Origin of the sequence: Paenarthrobacter sp. 22069, assembly GCF_052046035.1 — a bacterium.
In the GTDB taxonomy this organism is placed as follows: Bacteria; Actinomycetota; Actinomycetes; order Actinomycetales; family Micrococcaceae; genus Arthrobacter.
Genome location: NZ_JBQEQF010000005.1, coordinates 18,313 through 38,231 on the forward strand (window position 1 = coordinate 18,313; position 19,919 = coordinate 38,231).

Below are 19,919 nucleotides of genomic sequence, written 5' to 3' on the forward strand. Positions count from 1 at the left end.
TCTGAGGATAGACGACACCCTTGATTCCGCATCTGCAAACACGGGATATGCCCTGGCCTCTGGCTTTTCCGGCGCAGGGCGGCACTAGACTCCTTCCATGGCCATCTACATCGACCCGCCGTTGTGGCCTGCACACGGAACTCATTTCTCGCATCTGGTCTCGGACGCGTCGCTCGAAGAGTTGCACCGCTTCGCCGCAGCCGCCGGGATTCCGGAGCGGGCGTTCGACGGCGACCATTACGACGTGCCGGAACGCCGCTTTGACGAACTGGTGGCGGCCGGGGCAGTTTCGGTGGAGGCCCGGGTGCTGGTCCGCAAACTCATCGCCAGCGGCCTGCGCATCCCCGCACGCCGGCGCAACAAGTCCCTGAAAGTCCCGCTCCTGAACCGCTGGGAGGCCATCATGCCGGGTCACGATGCCCTGTTCCTTGACCTCCTGGACCGGTGGAGCGAACCGCACCGGCACTACCACGGCAGCACCCACCTGCTCTCCGTCCTGGAGGCGCTGGACCTGCTCACCGAACCGGGAGAGGCACCGCGGACCGTGCTTGTGGCGGCCTGGTTCCATGACGCCGTGTACCGCGGCGCAGCGGGCCGGGATGAAGAGGACTCGGCCCTGCTGGCCGAACACCGCCTTGCCGCAGCCGGCCTGCCGGAGGACGAGGTAGCCGAAGTAGCCCGGCTGGTACGCCTCACTTCCGACCACCGGCCGGAAGCGGACGACGCCGCCGGCGCCCTGCTCTGCGACGCGGACCTTTCCATCCTCGGAAGCGGGCCGGAGGAATACGCCCGCTACGTAGCCGCCGTGCGGAAAGACTACGCGCACATCGGCGACGCCGACTTCGCAGCCGGCCGGGCCGCCGTCGTGCGCCACCTGCTGGAACTTGACCCGCTCTTCCACCACCCGCGGGCCCGGGACCTATGGCTGGACGCGGCGCACCGGAACCTGAACGGCGAACTGGCGTGAACGCCCCAGGATCCAGCCCGCGGCACACTTACTCCGCCAACGCCGCCCACCGGCAGCTCCCCTTCACCGTCAGGCTGGACTGGGGCCTGGACGGGGCCGCGACCGTGGCCGCTGGTGCCGACCTGGCCGTGGTGGTGGACGTCCTGTCTTTCAGCACCTGCGTGAGCGTGGCACTGGACCGGGGCGCCGAAGTCTTCCCTTACCGGTGGCGCGATACCAGCGCCGAGGATTTCGCCGCCCACCACCATGCGCAGTTGGCGGGTCCCCGCGGCGGTGGTGGGCTGAGCCTCTCGCCCGCCAGCTTCCGCAGTGCGGAATCGCTGGGAAGGGCGGTGCTGCCCTCCCCCAACGGGTCGGAACTGTGCCGGCTGCTCGCCGGCGAAGTGCCGCTGGTGGCGGCAGTGTGCCTGCGGAACGCTGCTGCGACGGCCGACTGGGTGGCGGCGAATCTTCCGGAAGACGCGGTATTGGCGGTAGTTGCCGCCGGTGAATGCTGGCCGGACGGGACGCTGCGTCCTGCGCTCGAGGACCAGATTGGCGCCGGGGCTTTCATCGCGGGGCTGGCGGCCGCGGGCAGGGGCGGCTACGAGGCCGGGGACGGCAGGCACGGCTATGCTCCGGAGGCCGTGGCCGCCATGGCTGTCTTCGAGTCCGCCGAACCACGGCTGCGCGAAATGCTGCAGCAGTGTTCCAGCGGCCGGGAATTGGCAGGAGCCGGCTTTGCGGAGGATGTGGACATCGCGGCGGAACTGGACCAAAGCGACTCTGTGGCCCTCCTCCGGGAGGGTGCCTTCCGCCCGTTGACGGTCTGACGGCCCGGCGAAGGGGACGACGGGAACGTGCTGGAACCGCCGGCAGGCAGCGCGGAGGATCTGCCTAGCGGTAGTTCCTGGCGGGGTAGTTGCTGACGAACGGCGTGCTGGTGGGCACGATCTGCTTGCCCAGCGGCATCAGGGATACCGGGATGAGCTTGAGGTTGGCGATGGCCAAAGGGATGCCAATGATGGTCACTGCCATGGCGAACGCCGTGACCACGTGCCCGATGGCGATCCAGATTCCGGCGACCAACAGCCAGATCACATTTCCCAGCAGGGAGAAGACACCGGTTCCGCCCGGCTTATCCACCACCATGCGGCCAAAGGGCCACAGGGTGTAGGCGGCTATGCGGAACGAGGCAATGCCCCACGGGATGGTGACGATGAGCAGGCAGCAGACCACGCCGGCGAGGAAATAGCCAAGGGCCAGCCACAAGCCGCCGAAAACCAGCCAAATGACGTTCAGGAGTGTCTTCATGCACCCATTCTGCCCCCACCCCTCCGACAAAAGGGTGGGGGATGTCCCTGATCCTGCCCTGATCCGGAGTGTAGTGGCCGGCTGGTCCGCACTAAACTGTCGCGGCGGCCTTTGCGGCGTGGACGAACGCGCGGATCTTGGCCGGGTCCTTCACGCCGCGGGAGACTTCGACACCAGAGGAAACGTCCACGCCCCATGCGTGTGCGGCGGCTGAGGCTCCGGCCACGTTGGCAGCGTCAAGGCCGCCGGCGAGCAGCCAGTTCCTGCCCTTCAGCGCAGGCAGGGCAGCCACGGAGGCGTAGTCCCAGGACTCGCCCGAACCCGGCACGGAAGCATCAATGAGGAGCAGATCCTCGCCCCAGTCCTCAAACTCATCGGCGCCGGCGCCAATGGTGATGGCCCTGACCAGCTTCATGCCCGCGTCGTGCACTGTTGCCACGTCCGCACGGGTCCGCGTGCCGTGCAGCTGGATCCACTGCAGGCCGGCCGCCCGGGCGATGGCGATGGCGTCGGCCACGGGCTCGTCACGGAACACCGCAATGGGGGAAACGCCCTTTGGTACTCCGGACAGCAGGGATGCAACCTGCGATGGCGAGACAACCCTGGGGCTGGCGGTGAGGACAAACCCGACGGCGTCAGCGCCGGCGTCCACTGCCTCGCGCACCGATTCAGGCGTACTGAGACCACACACTTTGACGAACATTCCCGGGCTCCTTCAGGCTGTTTTCGTGTTGACCCCCCGGAGGAGAGTAGCAGGGCAGGGGCGCAACTGCGATGCCAACCACTTGGGGGAACTAGGCTGGGCTGATGCAGATCATCCGCTTCGCTGAGCTCAAAGCCGAACCGTGGCGCAACGGCGGCGGGGTGACCCGCGAAATCGCCCGCCAGGAATCCGAAGACGGCGGCTGGACCTGGCGGGTGAGCATCGCAGACGTGGCCAAGGCAGGAGACTTTTCCGCCTTCCCCGGCATGGAGCGGGTACTGACGGTCATCGAGGGTGAACTGCTGGTCCTCACCGTGGACGGGGCCGAGCATCCGATGGAAAAGTACCGGCCCTTCCGCTTCGATGGCGGCGCGGCCACCACAGCGAAGCTGCCTACCGGCGACATTCGCGACCTCAACATCATCACCCGCACGGCCGCGTGCAAGGGCTACACCTCCATCATCGAGCTGTCCAAAAAGCGTGCCCACCCGCTCTTCGAGGGACAGTTGGGAGTGCTGCTGCAGGGACAGGCAGTGGCCAGCGAAGGCGGGGCGGAGCCGGTGGAGCTGGGCCGGTATGACACGGTGGCCGGCTCGGACGGGGGCTCCCCCGGGATCCTGGGCCGCGGCTTCCTGGCGGTGGTCTCGGTCGATCCAGTCACGGGCGCGGACTGAATTCCTCCACCGGTACCACGGCACCCCTCTTGCGCGCTTCCTCGGCCGCAAACACTACGGCGTGGCTGACCAGCGACTCCTCCAGCCCTGACACCACCCCTGTCCAGTCACCCCGGGCGAGGGCCCTGACCCAGGCCTGCACCAGTCCCCGGTCGCCCCCTTCGTGCTTTTCACCGGCCACCCGGGGAGCAGCCGCCGGCACCGCGTGCACAGTGGTTGTTCCGGTGAGGAAGTCATGGACCGTGATGCTGCCCGCCTCGACGGAGATCTCACCGTGGCTGCCGAAGATCCTGGTGCGGCGCGGTCCCGCGGCCGTGAAGGCCGTCGCGGTGAAGGCTGCTGTGGTGCCGTCCTGGTAGTCGATGTTCACCACCTGGTGGTCCACCACGTCGTTGTCCGCAAAGTAGACGCATCGGCCGTACGGCCCTGTTGCCAGCGCCCGCCACAACGATTCCCGGGTGCCGCCGGGATCCACGACGTCGGCAAAGTAGGCCCTCGCGGGATCCGCTGTGACGCCATCCGGCGGCCGGCCTGGACCATAGATCCGCAGGGCGGAATAGGGGCAGCGGGGTTCTGCGGGGCAGCTGGTGCAGCGCGCTGAAGCGCCTTCCGGCGCCTCCTCCGGCCGGAAATGCGAGAGCCTGCCAAAGGAGGACACCCGAACCGGCCGGCTCCCGATGATGAAGGAAAGCCAGTCGACGTCATGCGTGCATTTGGCCAGCAGGAAGGGGCTGGACTCCTCCTCCCGCCGCCAGTTCCCGCGGACATAGGAGTGCGCGAAATGCCAGAATCCGACAGGCTCCAGATGCTGGACGGAGATGACGCGGCCGATTGTCCCGGTGGAAAGGAGTCGCCGAAGCAGCGCAGTCAGTGGGGTGTAGCGCAGGACGTGGCAGACGGTCGCCGTGATCCCGGATTCCCGCTGCAGCCGTGCCAGATCCGCGCAGCCGGCAGCGTCCCCGGCCACCGGCTTCTCCAGGAGGACCGGATAGCCGTGGGCTGCTGCGGCAGCGAACGGCTGGGCGTGCTCACGGTCCGGGGTGGCGATGATGATGCCGTCGGCCGGCAGCCGGGTGCGGAGCATGGCCTGCCAGTCCCCGAACACCCCTGCATCCGGGACGCCGAGTTCGGCTGCAAGGCTTTCGCGCAGCTGACGGCGCGGCTCCGCGACCCCCACGATGGTGGCCTGGCGGGTGTCAACCGCCAGCCGGGCGTAGGCGGAGCCGCGCGCACCTGCGCCGGCCACCAGGAGGCGCACGGGTGGCCCGGCTTGGGCAACGGTCGACGGCGGAGCCTCCACCGGTCAGCCGGCGTCTGGATCGGCGAGCCACTCCAGCGCCACGGCCGCCGTCCAGGACTGGTCCATGCTGCCCAGCGGTTGGCCAGTGAACGGCTCGTAATACTCTGCGAAGTGTCCTTCCACCAACTGGGCAAGCGAAGCTTCCCGCAGCCGCCCGTACCGCACCTCATCGCCGCGCCTGCGCAGGCATTGGGCCAGGTACCAGTTCATGACGGGCCAGACGGGTCCACGCCAGTATTGCCGCGGTTTGAGTCCCTCGAAGGTGGTGGAGGTTGAGGCCGGCAGCGGGAAGGCCAGCCGGGGGTCACCGGTCCAGTCCGGCCCCTCGAAGATCTCCAGTTGCCGCCGCAGCAGGGACTCGTCCGCCGTGGAGATCAATGGAGCGAACCCGGCAATGGTGGGCAGCCCGATCCACTCGCCGGTCAGCACGTCCCGGTCCCGTGCCAGCCCTGTTCGTTCATCGACGGTCGCATCCACGCCATCCCGGAACTCCCGGGCCCAGTCCCGCAACCGGGCGGCGTCCCCGTGCAGGCCGACGTGTTCCGCCAGCACGGCCAGGTCCTCGTTGGCCGCCGCGAAGATCGCCGACATGAACACGTCCTTGACCTGGAAGTCCATCACCCCTGGAAGCCGGGCATCGTCGAACCGGACATCGGCCATCTGCTTCACCAGCCACAGGTACCTGCTGTACTCCTCGTCGCTGGGCCGCTGGCTCCAGTCCGTGACCTTCAGCGTGTCCGTCCGGACAAAGGGCTCCATGTCGCCGGGCCGAACCCTTGAATAGGGGCCGTCGAACCGGGGCGAGTTGTCCATCCCGGACTCCCAGCCGTGATAAATGGTGAGCAGGCCGGAGCCGTCGGCGCCGCGGCTGCCCCGGAGCCAGGCGTGCCAGCGGATCCACTGTGGCAGCGTCCGCCGGAGGAACTCCTCGGCGGGCCCTGCATCTTCGCCGCCAGCCGCCGTCGCACGTTCCACGATGCGGCGCAGCAGCGTGGCATGCACGGGCGGCTGGCAAATGCCGCTGGACTGCACCCCTTCGGGAGACACCCCGCGGGTGCCCCACCGCTCCACGTCCGGGAAGTAGCCGGGCACATCGGAAAAGACAATGTGCGGAATCATCCCGCTCTTCCACTGCGCCGCGATCAGGTGGTCCAACTCCTGCAGGGCCCGGTCCACGCTCATGGTGGACAGGCCGGTGGCCACAAAGGCGGCATCCCAGCTCCACATATGCGGGTACAGGTTCGGTGCTGCGGTGACCATGGCGCCGAGGTCATTCGCGGCAAGGACGTCCCGTGCCCGCTGGCCCATGTCCGCCAGGTCGCGGACCGGATACCGGGCGGCGTCCGCTTCTGCCGTCACGCCGTCAGCCCCAGCTGGGTTTCCGTGTCAAAGAAGCGGAGCGCGCTTTGCTCAAAGCGCAGGCCCACGGTTTCGCCGGGCGAAACCCGCTCCGTGGAGGGGACCTGTACCTTAACGGTCTGGCCGCCGAGGTCCACCGTCAGCAAGGTGGCGTGCCCGAGCGGTTCCACCACCTCCACGGCAGCGTCCAGGGAACCTTCCGAGCCGCGCGGGGCCAGGGAGATATTCTCCGCCCGGATGCCCACCATCACCGGCGTGCCGCCCGTCCGGGCCGCTGCCCGGGCCAGGAATTCGGGCGCTGCGATGCTCTGGCCACCCACTTCCAGGGCACCCTGCTGCGTGATCCGGCCGTCCAGGAAGTTCATCGGCGGCGAACCGATGAAGCCGCCCACGAACCGGTCCGCCGGCTCCTCGTAGACGGTGATCGGATGGCCGAGCTGGGCGATCTGGCCCTTCTTCATCACGGCAACCCGGTCTGAGAGGCTCATTGCCTCCACCTGGTCGTGGGTGACGTACAGCGTGGTGGAACCCAGCTGCTGGACAATCTTCTTCAGTTCGGCGCGGAAGTCCAGGCGCAGGAGGGCGTCAAGGTTGGACAGGGGCTCGTCCATGAGCAGCACGTCGGCGTCCATGACGATCGCCCTGGCCACGGCAACGCGCTGCCGCTGGCCGCCGGAGAGCTGGGCAGGATACCGGTCCAGGTAGGGGCTGAGCTGCAGCAGGTCCGCCGCCCACGCCACCTTCCGTTCGATCTCTTCCCGCGGGACCTTTTTCATCGTCAGCCCGAACGCGATGTTCGTCCGGACCATGCGGTGCGGGAAGACGGCATAGGACTGGAACACCATGGAAAGGTTCCGGTCCTGCGGCGGCAGGTAGGTCACGTCCCTTCCACCGATGGCGATGCTGCCCTGGTCCGGGAAGTCCAGGCCCGCGACCATGCGCAGCAGGGTTGTCTTTCCGCAGCCGGAGGGCCCCAGCAGCACCATGAACTCCCCTTCCGCCACCTCCAGCGAAACGTTGTTCGTGGCCAGCTCGGTGCTGCCCGGGTAGGTCTTGTGCAGACCCTTGATGGAGATGTCAGCCATGGGAAGGCCTCTCTGGGACGCGATCAGCGGATGGTGGAGCCCCACATGTTGGTGAGGTAGCGGCGCATGAAGAAGATGAACACCAGGGCCGGGACCACCAGCAGGAAACCGCCGGCGAAGCGGTATGCCAATGGTGATTCGGAGAGGGAGCTAAGGACCTGGGCGGGAAGGGTGCGCTGGTTCAGGGTCAGGATCGATGCGCCCAGGACTTCGTTCCAGGACATGACGAAAGTGAAGATCGAGGCGGCGGCGATGCCGGGTACGGCCATCGGCAGGACCACTTTGAGGAAGGCCTGCACGGGGCTGCAGCCGAAGATCCGCGCCGCTTCCTCCACATCCCGCGGCACGCCCAGGAACACCGAGGCCGTGATCAGGATGGTGGTGGGCAGGGCCAGGGCGGTGTGGAGCAGGACGACGGCGAACACGCTGTCATAGAGCCCCGTTTGCAGGAAGAGCTGGGCCAGCGGCACGGACAGCACGACGATCGGCAGGGCCCGGGTGAACAGCAGGAACAGCTGGTACGGCTCCCTGCCCCGGAAAGCGAAGCGGGCCACCGCGTAGCCTGCGGGAATGCCAATCAGGAGCGACAACACCAGGGTGAACACGCCCACCTGGACGGAGTTGATGAGGCCACCCAGGATTCCGGTGGACTGCAGGAAGGTCTGCATGGTCTCGGTGGAGAAGTTGTCCGGGATGAAGCTGAGCGGAAACTTCTGCAGCGATTGCCGGCTGGACATTGCAGCCAGGGCAATCAGGTAGATGGGTACGGCCATGAACAGGGTGATCAGGATGCAGGCCACCTGCAGCAGCACCCGGTTGCGGCGCTGCCGCGCAAGGGGCCTGCGGTCCACTCCCGGTTCCGGCCGGGCGGCCCCGGCGGCAGCCGTCCTTGATGTCGTGGCGTGGCTCATCGCGCAGCCTCCGTCTGGTCCCTCAGGAGTTTCAGGTAGCCCACCGCAGTCACCATGGACACGGCCATGACCACCAGGGCCAGCGCCGAGGCCACGTTGGGGTCCTGCAGCCCGGTGTACCAGCGGTACGTCTCGCCGACCACCAGGGGGAAGTTCTGGCCCGTGAGGGCGAGCGCCACCGCGAAGGTCTGGAAGGCCAGGATGGTCCTCAGGATCAGGGCCGTCTGGAGGCTGGGGCGCAGCAGCGGCAAGGTGACGTGCCACAGCCGGTTCCAGAAACTGGCGCCGAAAACGCCGGCGGCCTCCTCATAGTCCTTTGGGATGGACTGCAGCCCGGCCACGACGATGACGAACACCAGCGATGTGGCACGCCAGACTTCCGCGATCAGCACGGTGGCGAACATGGACGGGTAGTTGTCATAGGCGAGCCACGAAACGGGCTGCAGGCCCCACGACGCCAGGAGCGAGTTGAGGTAGCCGCGGTCCGTGAACACGGTCAGCCAGACCAGGCCGGCGGCGAGGTCGCTGACAGCCAACGGGATGGCCCAGATGTAGAAGTAGGCAGAAGCCCCCCGCGGCTTGGCCCGGATCAGCAGGGCCATGGCCAGTGCCAGGACGAACTGGATGGGAATCATCACCACGATGAGCAGGAGGGTGTTGCCCACCGAGGACCAGAAGTAGGGGTCCTGGACCATCCGGGTGAAGTTGGCCGTGGTCAGGCCTTCCGGGCCGCCGAAGGCCTGCAGGATGCCGCTGACCATCGGCCAGCCGAAGAGGAGCGTCATGAACACGATCGACGGGGCGATCAGCAGCAGCGCCGCCGGATTTCCCTTCCGCCTGGGGGCACGGGCTTTGGGGCCGGAAGGGGGAACATGCGGCCTGGCTGCCGCCGGCGCATCCGGGGCGGCCATCACGCGACCTTGCAGGGGGACATCTTGGGGTCAGGTGCCCAGCACGGGACGTTGAGGCTGTCCATGATCTTTGCCAGTTCCGCACCCTGCCGGTCCAGGGTGGCCTTGACGTCCGAGTTGTTCAGGCAGATCTCCTGGAAGCAGTTCTTGAACAGCTGGGAGACCTGCGGGTCCTTGTCGCCCAGGCCCACGGGCGGGAGTGCGAGCAGGGCGTCGGAGGCTTCCTGCTGCGCCTTGACGGCCTTCGCTTCGAGGGCCACGCCGCCGGGGAGGTCCCCGCCGATATCCGTCTTCACCACCGGGAAGAAAGAGTTGGACTTCAGCGTCTCGATCTGCGCCTCGGGCTTGGAAAGGGCCTTGATGAGTTCGAAGGCCTTGTCCTTCTCGGGGGAGCCCTTGGGCACCGCCATGCCGCCGACAATCAGGAGGTAGCCCCTGCCTTTGGGCCCCGAAGGGGCGGGGACCATCTGCCAGTCGTCCGGCTTGTCCTTGACGGCATTGATCAGCCGCGCCACGTGGTCCCACGCCACCAGGACTTCGCCGTTGGCCAGGGGCTCCTGCATGAAGTCGTAGTTGGTGGAGGCGGGGTTTGTATTGGCCCAGAGGTCACGCATGTAGGTCCAGGCGTTCACGGCATCCTGGTTGCGGAAGGTGGTGATCTGCCCGCCCGTGAAGCTCGGCAGCAGGAAGCCCTGGTAGAAGCGGTGGTGCAGTCCCTTGGGGCCGGCCGGCAGGCCGAAGACAGGGCGTCCGCTGGCGTCTTTGGCGGCCTTGGCCCATGCCAGGTATTGGTCGTAGGTGAGCTTGTTGACGTCAGCTCCGGAGGGAAGCCACTGGAGCGCCTTTTTGTTGATGGCCAGGACGTAGGTGGCCTGGATCCAGGGGATGTACCGGGGAACGTCGGTGCCCAGTTTGGCCAGTTCCGCCACGTCCTTGGAGTAACCCGCCGAGGACAGGTCGTTCATGAGTGAACTGAGGTCCTCCAGCTGCGAGGCGAAGGGGGCCAGGTCGCCGTGCAGTCCGCCGGCGATTCCCACTTCGACTTTTCCGGCGGCGAGCTGGGACTTCAGGGTGGTGTTGAAGACGCCCGTGTCGACGGGGTTGTAGGCCACGCTGATGTCCCCCGCGAATTTCTTGAGGGTGGCTTCGTACTTTTGGCGTTCCTCCACCGGTGCGAACTGTGTGGAAAGGAAGCTGACCGACCCCTTGCCGCCGCTTCCGCTGGTGTTGACCCCGCAGGCTGCCAGCACCGGTCCGGCAGCCAACACCGTCAGGCCCCCCTTCAATAACGCTCGCCGGCTCACGTCATGGTGCGCGGTAACGGACATTAGAGCCTCCTGGGGTGAGGGCTGCTAGGTTTTTTGTCTGATGATCGATCATAATTGTGTGGTGCAAATCACGTCAATGATCGGGGCTGCCACAGGAGCGCCCACACTGGAGAGGAAGCCGGCCCGGTGACGGAGCAGAGGACTCTGGTGGGTGAGCCTGCGCAGCCGCCGGCAGGCCCCGCCACCAGTGCCGGGCACCTCCTGCAGCTGCTACGCTCGAACGCCGCGGGGTACAGCCGGTCGGACCTGCTGGAACTGACAGGAATGGCGCGGTCCACCCTCTACGAGCGGCTCGATGCCCTCTTCGCGGCAGGCCTCGTTTACGAATCCGCTCCCCTGCGCGCCCAGCGCGGCCGGCCGCCCCGCTCACTCCGGTTCGATGACCGGGACAAGGTGGTGGTGTGCCTCGAAATCGGCCACACGCACGCCGGAATCAACCTCCTCGCCCTCAGCAGGGAGGTGCTGGCTTCCGTCCGCATTCCCGTGGATATCGCAAACGCCCAGGATGTCGTGGTGGAACAGGTGGTCGGGGAGGCGCTGCGGCTGCTCGACGGCAGGCAGCCGGTAGGAGCGGGAGTAGGGCTGCCCGCCCCGGTGGACCCCCTCCACCGCCTGGGCCTGGAGCGGACCGTCCTTGCCCATTGGGACCTGCAGAGCCTGCAGGACACCATGGAGTCCCGCCTCGACTGCCCCGTCCTGCTGGAAAATGATGCACGGTCCATGGCGGTGGGCGAGGTCCGCGGCCCCGCCGATTCCGTCGTCGCCGTGAAGGTCAGTACGGGAGTCGGCTCCGGCATTATTGTCCGGGGTTCATTGGTGCGCGGCGCGCACGGGGCGGCCGGGGATATCGGACACGTGCGGATCCCGGAGGCTGCCGGCTGCCGGTGCCGCTGCGGCAGGGACGGCTGTCTTGCAGCAGTGGCGTCGGGGCGCGCGCTGCTGGCTTCCCCGCAATTCGCGCATTACGGGACGCTGCGCCGGTTCGTCGACGCTGCGGCAGGGGACCCGGAGGTCCGGGACGCCGTCGCCGGGGCTGGAAAGGTGCTGGGCCGGGTCCTCGCCGCCATGGTGGGAACGCTCAACCCGGGCCGGGTGGCCGTGGGCGGGCTGGTGGGTGTCCTGCCCGCTTTCCTGGCGGCGTGCCGGCAGCAAATCCTTGCCGACGCTTTTGAACCGTCCCTGGTGGACCTGGAGATCGTCCCCGCGGACAGCCGCGAGGCCACGGCGGTGGGCCTTTGCCGGCTGGTGGAGGAGAGCCTCTACGCGCCGGAGCGGGTCGAAAGGCTGCTTGCCCAGCGCGGGTGGTGAGGTTGGGCACCAACGGTGGCCCGCCGCCGTCGTACCTTGCTACCTTGGAAGCCAAGGCTCTGCACCTGAGCCTCCGGACGACGGTTCAGTACCCGGCACGCGACAAGACTGGCCAAAGGATCCCGTCATGCCGTGGTTAATCCTCATTCTCTCCGGGGCGCTGGAAGCCGTCTGGGCCGCAGCACTGCACCGTGCCTCGCAGGCATCCGGCCGCCGCAGAACCGGCCCTGCCTTCCTGTTCCTCGCAGCCGTCGCCGCCAGCACCGGCGGGCTCGCCGTCGCCATGCAGACCATCCCCACCGGCACCGCCTACGCCGTGTGGGTGGGGGTTGGAGTGGTGCTCACCTCCGCCTACGCGATGGCCGGCGGAGTGGAGCGTCCGACGGCGGTGCGCCTCCTGCTGCTCTCCGGCATCGCCATGTGCGTGGTGGGCTTGAAGGTGGTGGCGTAGTGATCAGGCGTTCATTCCCGTGGCTGGTCCTGCTGGCCTCCGCCGTCCTCGAAGCGGTCTGGGCCACGGCGCTGGGCCTCTCCGACGGCTTCACCAAGCCGCTGCCCACCCTCGCCTTCGCCGCCACCGCAACCCTGAGCATGCTGGGCCTGGGCATGGCCATCCGCACCATCCCCCTGGGCACGGCCTACGCCGTCTGGGTGGGGATCGGCGCGGCGCTGACCGTGGGCTGGGCGATGGCCACCGGCGTGGAACCGTTCAGCGTCCTGAAGCTGCTGTTCATCGCCGGCATCGTGGGCTGCGCTGCCGGCCTGAAGGTGCTGCCGGGGAAGGACCCGGCGCCTGGGCGCGGCAGTGACTAGGCTGTGGACATGGACTCCCCCGAACTTGCCCAGGCGGTGGACGCGCTGCGGCGCAGGCTGGCTCCCGGTACGCGGACCATCCTCGGCATTGCCGGCGCGCCCGGGGCAGGGAAGTCCACGCTGGCCGCCTGGCTCCTGCAGCAGTTCAGCCCCGGCACCGCGGTGGTGGTCCCCATGGACGGCTTCCACCTGGGCAACGCCATCATCGAGGGGACTCCGCTGCGGCAGCGGAAAGGAGCCATCGACACGTTCGACGGCGGCGGCTACCTTTCGCTGCTGCGCCGCCTGGCACGCCGGGACGAGGCAGTGGTCTACGCCCCGGAATTCCGGCGCACCATTGACGAACCGGTGGCAGCCTCGATCGCCGTACCCGCCGACGTCCCGCTGGTCATCACCGAAGGCAACTACCTGCTGGTGGACCGGGAACCGTGGAAAGAGATCCGCGCCCAGCTGGACGAGGTCTGGTTCATTGAAACTCCGCCGGAGCTCCGGCTGCAGCGGCTGGTGGACCGGCACGTCTCGTTCGGGATGGACCAGAACGCCGCCGCAACCTGGGCCAACGGACCGGACGAGGCAAACGCCCGGCTGATCCAGGCAACCCGTCCGGCGGCCGACCGCATCATCCCCTGGCTGTAGCCAACCATCCGGCACCTGCACCCAACCACGCAGCACCTGCACGAACCGACAAGGAGCACCATGGCACACACCCCCACTGACCGCGGCAACACCGTCCAGCTCGGCGATGGCCTGGCCGTCAGCCCCCTTGGCTTCGGCGGCATGGCCCTGACGCCCGTGTACGGCGAGGTTGACCCGGCGGAGGCCCTGCGGACACTGCACCACGCCGTGGACGCCGGTGTCAGCTTCATCGACACCGCGGACATCTATGGCGGGGGCAGCAACGAGGAACTGATTTCCCGGCTGCTCAAGGACCGGCGGGACGAGGTCCAGCTGGCCACCAAGTTCGCCCTGGTGGGCACGCCGACCGACGGCTACACGGACATCCGGGGTGACGCGGAGTACGTTCGGCAGGCCGTGGAACGCAGCCTGAAGCGGCTGGGCACCGACGTCATCGACCTGTACTACATGCACCGCCGCGACGTCCGGGTTCCGATCGAGGAAACCGTGGGCGCCATGGCGGAGCTGGTGAAGCAGGGGAAGGTCCGGCACCTGGGCCTGTCCGAGGTGACGGCCCAGGAACTGCAGGACGCGGCTGCGGTGCACCCGATCGCCGCCGTCCAAAGCGAGTGGTCCATCTGGAGCCGCGACGTGGAGCGCAACGTGGTCCCGGCCGCCGCCGGCCTGGGCGTGGGTTTCGTTCCCTACTCTCCCCTGGGCCGAGGCTTCCTCACCGGAACCGTGGACACCTCAAGCCTGGGGGCCAACGACTTCCGGCGGAACATTCCCCGCTTCGCCCCGGACGCGGCAGCCGCCAACCAGGCTGTGGTGGACGCCGTCCGGAACGTGGCGGACCAGCTGGATGCTACACCCGCGCAGGTTGCCCTGGCCTGGTTACTGGCCCAGGGCGGGCGGCTCGGCCTGCCGGTCGTTCCGATCCCGGGCACGCGCAAGTCCGCGCGGATCGACGAAAACCTGGGCGCGCTGGCCCTGGACCTTACCCCGGCGCACCTGGAGGTTCTCGACGCAGCCTCGGACGCCGTCGTCGGTTCCCGTTCCGCTGACCCGAAATGGGTGTCTGAAGGGCGCGAATAGCGGATGACCTGCCCGAAGAAACCGCGTACTTTACTGCAACCTTAAGGAGCTTCATGACTGCCATCGTCCACTTCGAAGTCCGGATCGACCCGACCCGCCGGGACGACGCCGCCAAATATCTGTCCGAAACCCTCGCCGCAACCCGTGCGTGGCCCGGCAACCAAGGCATCGAAGCGCTTGTGGACGACGCCGACCCGTGCCACATCCTGGTGGTCGAAACCTGGGCCACCACCCAGGACCATGACGACTACGCCGCCTGGCGGACCACGCCGGAAGGCAAGAGCGCGCTGCACGAGATCCTGGCCGGGCCGCCGGCCAAACAGGTATACTCCAGCACCCTCCCGCTGGACCTTTAGCCCGTCCCTAGACTGAAGCCCATGGACTCACTTCTCTACGACCTGCCGGCCCTGACCATCCGCAGCATCTCGGTCAGCGCGATGGACAACAACGTGTACCTCCTGACCGCCAAGGAGGGCGGCGCGCAGCTTTTGATCGATGCCGCGGATGACCTGCCCACCATCCAGCAGCTGCTGGCCGATGGCGCCGCGGACAGCACCGCACCGGCGCACCTCGCCCTGATCGCCACCACGCACCAGCACTGGGACCACGTGCGGGCGCTGAAGGAGCTGGTGGAGGCAACCGGCGCGCCCACCGCTGCCGGGGCGGACGACGCCGATGCGTTGCCCGTTGCCGTGGACCGGCGGCTTGGGCACGGCGACAAGGTGGCCGTGGACGGCTTTGAGCTGGCGGCGGTGCACCTGCGCGGCCACACGCCGGGGTCGATCGCCTTTGTGTACCAGGACCCGGACGGACCGGCGCACATCTTCTCAGGTGACTCGCTCTTCCCGGGCGGCGTGGGCAACACCCAGCAGGACCCGGAGCGGTTCGCCCGGCTCCTGTCCGACGTCACGGAGCGGTTGTTCGACGCCTACCCGGACACCGCCGTCGTCCATTCCGGCCATGGCAAGCCCACCACGCTGGGTGCGGAGCGGCCGCACCTGGCGGAGTGGCGCGCCCGCGGCTGGTAGGAGTCCGTTAAACGGCTGGGCGGGCCCACCTAAAAGGCGGGCCCGCTCAAAAGGCACTTCTAGCGGCCGCGGCGCTCGTTGGACGCCGGAGCCGATGCACGGCGCGGGCCGCTGCGGGCCGGGCGGCCGGAGCCGCCGTTGCCGGAAGCGCCGCTGCCCGAACCGTAGGATCCGCCGGACGTTCCGCCGGTGTTGGAGGACCAGACGGCCTTGCTGCCGCCGGCAGCCCCTGCCGAACGCTGGCCGGAGTTGCCTGCCGCGGCGCGCTGGCCGGTGGCGGGGCGTCCGCTGCGCTGGCCTCCGCCGGAAGCCGGGCGTCCGCCTGCCGCCGGACGTCCGCCTGCCGCCGGACGGCCGGTGCCGCCGCGGGGGGCTGCGCTGCGGGTGATGCGGGAATCGCCGCGGCCCTCTGCTGCACGTCCGTCCGATCCGCGGCCGGCCGATGGGCGGCCACCTGCTGCGGGAACGTCGTTGCGGTGGGCACCTGCGGTTCCGCGGCCACGGGCATTGCGGCGGGCGGCAGCTGCTGCCACGGCGCGGTCCTCGTTCTGCTCAGCATTGCGGTCGAAGGCTGCGCGGGCTTCGGTGCGTCCTTCGAAGGCGACAGCGCGGCGCTCGGCGCGGGGTACATCGGTGCGGGCGGGCTCGGCCGAAACCTTGCCGCGTCCACCACGGCCGCCGCGGCCACCTGCAGACGGTGCAGCCTGGCGGCGTGCACGCTTGCGTTCTGCGTTGGCGCCCGTGGAGGTGCCGCCGCCCTGCTTGGTGGCCTTGGCAGCCAGCAGTGCAGCGCGGGTGCGCGGGTCAACCTTCTCAGCGATGTCACCGACCAGTTCGGCCACGATGGGCGAGCTGGCGGTGACGCGCTCGAAGCTGACGTCCACGCCGGCGGCCTTCATGAGCTTCTTCACGTCGGCCTGCTGCTCGGGCAGGGTCAGGGTAACCACGGTGCCGTCGGAACCGGCGCGTGCGGTGCGGCCGGAGCGGTGCAGGTACGCCTTGTGCTCGGTGGGCGGATCAACGTGGATGACCAGTTCGACGTCGTCAACGTGCACGCCGCGGGCGGCTACGTCGGTGGCCACCAGGACGCGGACGTCACCGTTGGAGAACTCGGCAAGGTTGCGGTCACGGGCGTTCTGCGACAGGTTGCCGTGCAGGTCCACGGCCGGGATGCCGGCGTCGGTCAGGGTCTTGGCCAGCTTGCGGGCATGGTGCTTGGTCCGCATGAAGAGGACACGGCGGCCGGCGCCGGAGGCGAGCTCCACGATCAGCTGCTTCTTGACCGTCTGGTCATTGACCACCAGCACGTGGTGTTCCATGGTGGTGACTGCAGCCTGCGGGTCGTCCACCGAGTGGGTCAGCGGGTTGGACAGGTAGCGCTGGACGATCTTGTCCACGCCGTTGTCCAGGGTTGCCGAGAACAGCAGCCGCTGTCCCTGGCTGGGGGTCATGTCCATGAGCTTCTTGACCACGGGCAGGAAGCCGAGGTCGGCCATGTGGTCGGCCTCGTCCAGGACGGTGATCTCCACCGCTTCGAGGGTGAGGATGCGCTGGCGGATCAGGTCCTCCAGGCGGCCTGGGCAGGCGATGACGATGTCGACGCCGGCCCGCAGCGCTTTCTCCTGGCGTGCCTGGGAGATGCCGCCGTAGATCACGGTGGTGTTCAGGCCGGCGGCCTTGGCCAGCGGCTCGATGGTGGCGTTGATCTGGGTGGCCAGTTCACGGGTGGGTGCCAGGACCAGGCCCATGGGGCGGCCGGGCTTGCGGAAGTACTTGGCTTCCCGCTCAGCGAGTCTTGCTACAAGCGGGATGGCGAAAGCAATGGTTTTACCGGAGCCGGTCCGGCCGCGGCCCAAGACGTCACGGCCGGACAGCGTGTCCGGAAGGGTCTTCACCTGGATGGGGAACGGTTCAACGATTCCCTGGGCTGAAAGGGTGTCTGCAAGGGCCTTGGGAGTACCGAGGGCAGCAAAAGTAGTCATGTAGTTTTTTACGGTCTTTCTGGCGGTATCCGGGCGGATATCGGCCCCCGATGCCGGTTGGACCAGGGGTTTCGCCGAAGAAAAGTCAGGTGATCAACCGGGCGCTGTAAATAAAGACAGCCGGCCGGGACCAAATGGAACGCGTTCATCGACGCAGGATGTGCCTCTCACATGAAAAATGCCCACTCCCTGGAAGGAACTCCAGATCCGGAGCAGGCGGCATCACTGCACATCAAGTTCCACCAGTCTAGCATCCCGCCGCCCGGCACCTGTCCCGCCGTTGCCTTCAGGGGCACGGCGGGGCAGTGTTGGAGCATGAGCGAACACCCGGAGCAGGGCCAGGACACGCACCGCAATAAAGCGCACCGGAACCACACACACCAACATCTGGGGGACGACGGCGGCGTGGCCCCGGAGCCGGATGACGGCGGCATCAGTTCCGCAACGGTATGGGACGAGCGGTACCGCACCAAAGCACGGCTCTGGAGTGGAAAACCCAACCCACAGCTGGTCCGCGAAGCCGGCGGCCTCCGCCCCGGCAAGGCGCTGGAACTGGGATGCGGCGAAGGCGCCGACGCCATCTGGCTTGCCCAGCAGGGCTGGTCCGTGACCGCCGTCGACGTTTCCGCCGTGGCGCTGGAACGGGCGCACTCGCACGAACTGGCTGAGCTGGCACGCGAAAGCGTGAACGCATCCAACGGGGACATCCGCAGCCGGATCACCTGGCAGCAGGCGGACCTGACGCAGTGGCAGCCCGGCGACTCCTACGATTTCGTGACCTCACAGTTCCTGCATTCGCAGGAGCTCGACTGGCGGACCCCGCTGCGGACCGCCGTCTCGGCCGTCAAACCCGGCGGAACGCTGCTGGTGGTGGGCCACCACCCGGACCGGCTGCCGCCATGGGGCGCGGACCACCACAACCATCGCGACATGTTCTATACGGCCGACGACCTGGTCCGCGAACTGGACCTTGGCGGACCGGAGTGGCAGATTGAGGTCCGGACCAGCCGGGAGCGGCCAGTGACGGGACCCGAAGGACAGGAAGCGACCATCGCCGACGTCGTGCTGCGCGCCACCCGCCTGCCCTAGCTGTCCGGACGCTCCTGGCTGTCCGTCCGTCCCTAGCTATCGGTGCGCTCCTGGTCGCCCGGGCGTTCAGGGCCGGCGACGCGCGGCGCCACCAGCGCCGAGGCGATCCCGATGCAGGCGGTGAATGCGAACACGCCCGCGAAAGACTGGACCGGCGTCGTGAAGGCCGCGAAGACAATTCCCGTGGCGGCCAGCGAAAGTGCCCCGCCCAGCGAATCCGAAATGGACATGGCTGAGCTGTTGAAGCCCTCGTTCTCTTTGGTGGACAGCGCCAGGGTCATGACGCTCAGGCGCGGGTACAGCAGGCCCATGCCGCCGCCCGCCACCACCCAGCCGGCAATGGCGATCGCGGCCGGCCAGTGCAGCGCCGTGGTGGCCAGGGCCAGGAGTATGGCCGCCAGGACCATGAGCGATCCCACCTGGACCGCCACGCGGTGGGAGAGCCGGGAGCCCAGCCGGCCCTGCACGGCCGCGGCGCCGGCCCATGCCAGCGCCCCTCCGGTCAGGGTCAGGCCCGCCAGCGTGGGCGGGAACCCGTAGCGGTCGATCAGCAGGTACGGAAGGTAGACCTCCGCACCAAAGAATGACGCCGCCGCAAAGCCCCGAACCAGGATCACGCTGGGCAGTCCGCGGCGGCCGGACAGGGTGCCGGCGGGCACCAGCGGCCGGACGGCCACCAGCGCCAGGACGACGGCGGCGGACGCCAGGAGTGCCGTGGCCGGGGGGAAAGCGGGGATGCTGATGTCGGCGGAGAGGTTGAGGCCCAGCACCGCGAGCGCAGCCAGCACCGCCCAGCCCAGCCGGCCGAGGTCCCAGGGGGTTTCTTCCGGGCGGGGTGCCTCGTCTGCCCTGTTGAGCCCGCGCAGGACGGGCACGATCATGGCCAGCGCCGGAAGGACCAGGCCCACCACGCCGAGGAACACCCAGTGCCAGCTGAAGACCTGGGCCACGATACCGGCGGCGAAGGGGCCCACCAGCGAGGGGATCACCCAGGCGGCTGAGAATGCGGCGAAGATCCTGGCGTGCAGCGTGCCGGGAAAGAACCGGGCCACCAGCACGTACAGCGCCACGGTGAGCGCGCCGCCTCCCAGCCCCTGGATCAGGCGCCCGGCCACGAGCATGGGCATGGAAACCGAGGTGCCCGCGATCAGCAGGCCGGCAACGAACAGTGCCACGGAGGCGTACAGCGGTAAGGCCGGGCCGCGCCGGTCTGACCAGTTGCCGGCCCCCACCATGCCTATGACGCCTGTGGCCATCGGCCCGGCGAAGGCCAGGGCGTAGAGGCTTCCGCCGTTCAGTTCGCGGCTGACCAGGGGCATGATGGTGGTCACGGCGAGGGATTCGAACGCGGACAGGAACACCAGGGCGCAGGTTCCGGTGGTGACCCACACGTACGGGGCCCGGAAGATCCCCGAGGCTGCATGGGCCGTAGGCAGCGTGGAGTCCCGCACGGCGTTT

21 protein-coding genes and 1 riboswitch are annotated in these 19,919 nt (G+C 68.3%); of the genes, 11 read left to right on the plus strand and 10 right to left on the minus strand.

All coding sequences use genetic code 11. From position 1 onward, the window contains the following. Positions 1-97 precede the first annotated feature (97 nt). Together ACTJK0_RS05145 and ACTJK0_RS05150 are read left to right on the plus strand one after the other, a co-directional pair. Entirely contained in the window at positions 98-967 is an 870-nt protein-coding gene (locus ACTJK0_RS05145; RefSeq protein ID WP_440744495.1) for a DUF4031 domain-containing protein, read from the plus strand. Then, the gene (locus ACTJK0_RS05150) at positions 964-1,779 is read left to right on the plus strand and encodes a 2-phosphosulfolactate phosphatase (RefSeq protein ID WP_440744496.1); all 816 of its coding nucleotides are present in this window, start codon (positions 964-966) and stop codon (positions 1,777-1,779) included. Before ACTJK0_RS05145 ends, ACTJK0_RS05150 begins: the two co-directional genes overlap by 4 nt. A 64-nt stretch (positions 1,780-1,843) precedes the next feature. Here ACTJK0_RS05150 and ACTJK0_RS05155 read toward each other — a convergent pair whose 3' ends face one another. Beyond that, positions 1,844-2,260: a YccF domain-containing protein gene (locus tag ACTJK0_RS05155; RefSeq protein WP_110541934.1), complete on the minus strand. Its 417-nt coding sequence runs from the start codon at positions 2,258-2,260 to the stop codon at positions 1,844-1,846. A gap of 91 nt (positions 2,261-2,351) precedes the next feature. Beyond that, a complete protein-coding gene (locus ACTJK0_RS05160) occupies positions 2,352-2,963 on the minus strand; it encodes a phosphoribosylanthranilate isomerase (RefSeq protein WP_440744497.1) in 612 nt (203 codons plus the stop codon). Positions 2,964-3,067: 104 nt separating this feature from the next. Between ACTJK0_RS05160 and ACTJK0_RS05165 the strand changes: the two genes are divergently transcribed. Beyond that, on the plus strand, positions 3,068-3,637 hold the full coding sequence (locus ACTJK0_RS05165) for a HutD/Ves family protein (protein WP_440744498.1): 570 nt from the start codon (positions 3,068-3,070) through the stop codon (positions 3,635-3,637). On the opposite strand, the gene ACTJK0_RS05170 is transcribed toward ACTJK0_RS05165, so the two are convergent. From ACTJK0_RS05170 to ACTJK0_RS05195, 6 genes are read right to left on the minus strand one after another with little or no spacing between them, the layout of a single operon-like run. After that, the gene (locus tag ACTJK0_RS05170; protein WP_440744499.1) at positions 3,621-4,895 is read right to left on the minus strand and encodes a Gfo/Idh/MocA family protein; all 1,275 of its coding nucleotides are present in this window, start codon (positions 4,893-4,895) and stop codon (positions 3,621-3,623) included. The two genes, ACTJK0_RS05165 and ACTJK0_RS05170, sit on opposite strands and share 17 nt — an antisense overlap. Positions 4,896-4,940: 45 nt before the next feature. Next, a complete protein-coding gene (gene ggh / locus ACTJK0_RS05175; protein WP_440744500.1) occupies positions 4,941-6,296 on the minus strand; it encodes a glucosylglycerate hydrolase in 1,356 nt (451 codons plus the stop codon). After that, entirely contained in the window at positions 6,293-7,381 is a 1,089-nt protein-coding gene (locus tag ACTJK0_RS05180) for an ABC transporter ATP-binding protein (RefSeq protein WP_110541939.1), read from the minus strand. The genes ggh and ACTJK0_RS05180 overlap by 4 nt, the downstream gene beginning before the upstream one ends. Before the next feature lie 23 nt (positions 7,382-7,404). Beyond that, positions 7,405-8,292, minus strand: a complete 888-nt coding sequence (locus ACTJK0_RS05185; RefSeq protein WP_110541940.1) for a carbohydrate ABC transporter permease — start codon at positions 8,290-8,292, stop codon at positions 7,405-7,407. Beyond that, positions 8,289-9,203 (minus strand): carbohydrate ABC transporter permease, encoded by a 915-nt coding sequence (locus ACTJK0_RS05190; RefSeq protein WP_440744501.1) that lies wholly within the window; start codon positions 9,201-9,203, stop codon positions 8,289-8,291. Before ACTJK0_RS05190 ends, ACTJK0_RS05185 begins: the two co-directional genes overlap by 4 nt. Continuing rightward, positions 9,203-10,531 carry an ABC transporter substrate-binding protein gene (locus tag ACTJK0_RS05195; RefSeq protein WP_110541942.1) on the minus strand — a complete coding sequence of 443 codons (1,329 nt, stop codon included), beginning with the start codon at positions 10,529-10,531 and terminating at the stop codon, positions 9,203-9,205. The genes ACTJK0_RS05190 and ACTJK0_RS05195 overlap by 1 nt, the downstream gene beginning before the upstream one ends. 126 nt (positions 10,532-10,657) lie before the next feature. Between ACTJK0_RS05195 and ACTJK0_RS05200 the strand changes: the two genes are divergently transcribed. From ACTJK0_RS05200 to ACTJK0_RS05230, 7 genes are all read left to right on the plus strand, one after another. Further along, positions 10,658-11,839: an ROK family transcriptional regulator gene (locus ACTJK0_RS05200; protein ID WP_440744502.1), complete on the plus strand. Its 1,182-nt coding sequence runs from the start codon at positions 10,658-10,660 to the stop codon at positions 11,837-11,839. A 51-nt stretch (positions 11,840-11,890) separates the two neighbouring features. Then, a riboswitch (guanidine-III (ykkC-III) riboswitch) is annotated at positions 11,891-11,956 on the plus strand. Positions 11,957-11,966: 10 nt separating this feature from the next. Next, positions 11,967-12,290, plus strand: a complete 324-nt coding sequence (locus tag ACTJK0_RS05205; RefSeq protein WP_440744503.1) for a DMT family transporter — start codon at positions 11,967-11,969, stop codon at positions 12,288-12,290. Next, positions 12,290-12,652 carry a DMT family transporter gene (locus tag ACTJK0_RS05210; protein ID WP_440744504.1) on the plus strand — a complete coding sequence of 121 codons (363 nt, stop codon included), beginning with the start codon at positions 12,290-12,292 and terminating at the stop codon, positions 12,650-12,652. The genes ACTJK0_RS05205 and ACTJK0_RS05210 overlap by 1 nt, the downstream gene beginning before the upstream one ends. Positions 12,653-12,661: 9 nt before the next feature. Then, positions 12,662-13,288 carry a nucleoside/nucleotide kinase family protein gene (locus tag ACTJK0_RS05215; RefSeq protein ID WP_440744505.1) on the plus strand — a complete coding sequence of 209 codons (627 nt, stop codon included), beginning with the start codon at positions 12,662-12,664 and terminating at the stop codon, positions 13,286-13,288. Between the two features lie 60 nt (positions 13,289-13,348). Continuing rightward, entirely contained in the window at positions 13,349-14,362 is a 1,014-nt protein-coding gene (locus ACTJK0_RS05220; RefSeq protein WP_440744506.1) for an aldo/keto reductase, read from the plus strand. Between the two features lie 53 nt (positions 14,363-14,415). Further along, positions 14,416-14,718, plus strand: a complete 303-nt coding sequence (locus ACTJK0_RS05225) for an antibiotic biosynthesis monooxygenase (RefSeq protein WP_110541948.1) — start codon at positions 14,416-14,418, stop codon at positions 14,716-14,718. A gap of 21 nt (positions 14,719-14,739) precedes the next feature. Continuing rightward, entirely contained in the window at positions 14,740-15,390 is a 651-nt protein-coding gene (locus tag ACTJK0_RS05230) for an MBL fold metallo-hydrolase (protein WP_440744507.1), read from the plus strand. A 59-nt stretch (positions 15,391-15,449) separates the two neighbouring features. On the opposite strand, the gene ACTJK0_RS05235 is transcribed toward ACTJK0_RS05230, so the two are convergent. Next, entirely contained in the window at positions 15,450-17,372 is a 1,923-nt protein-coding gene (locus ACTJK0_RS05235; RefSeq protein ID WP_440744508.1) for a DEAD/DEAH box helicase, read from the minus strand. Positions 17,373-17,687: 315 nt separating this feature from the next. Here ACTJK0_RS05235 and ACTJK0_RS05240 point away from each other — a divergent pair, with 315 nt between their 5' ends. Then, positions 17,688-18,461 (plus strand): class I SAM-dependent methyltransferase, encoded by a 774-nt coding sequence (locus ACTJK0_RS05240; protein ID WP_440744509.1) that lies wholly within the window; start codon positions 17,688-17,690, stop codon positions 18,459-18,461. Between the two features lie 32 nt (positions 18,462-18,493). On the opposite strand, the gene ACTJK0_RS05245 is transcribed toward ACTJK0_RS05240, so the two are convergent. Continuing rightward, positions 18,494-19,912 (minus strand): MFS transporter, encoded by a 1,419-nt coding sequence (locus ACTJK0_RS05245; protein WP_440744510.1) that lies wholly within the window; start codon positions 19,910-19,912, stop codon positions 18,494-18,496. Positions 19,913-19,919 lie beyond the last annotated feature (7 nt).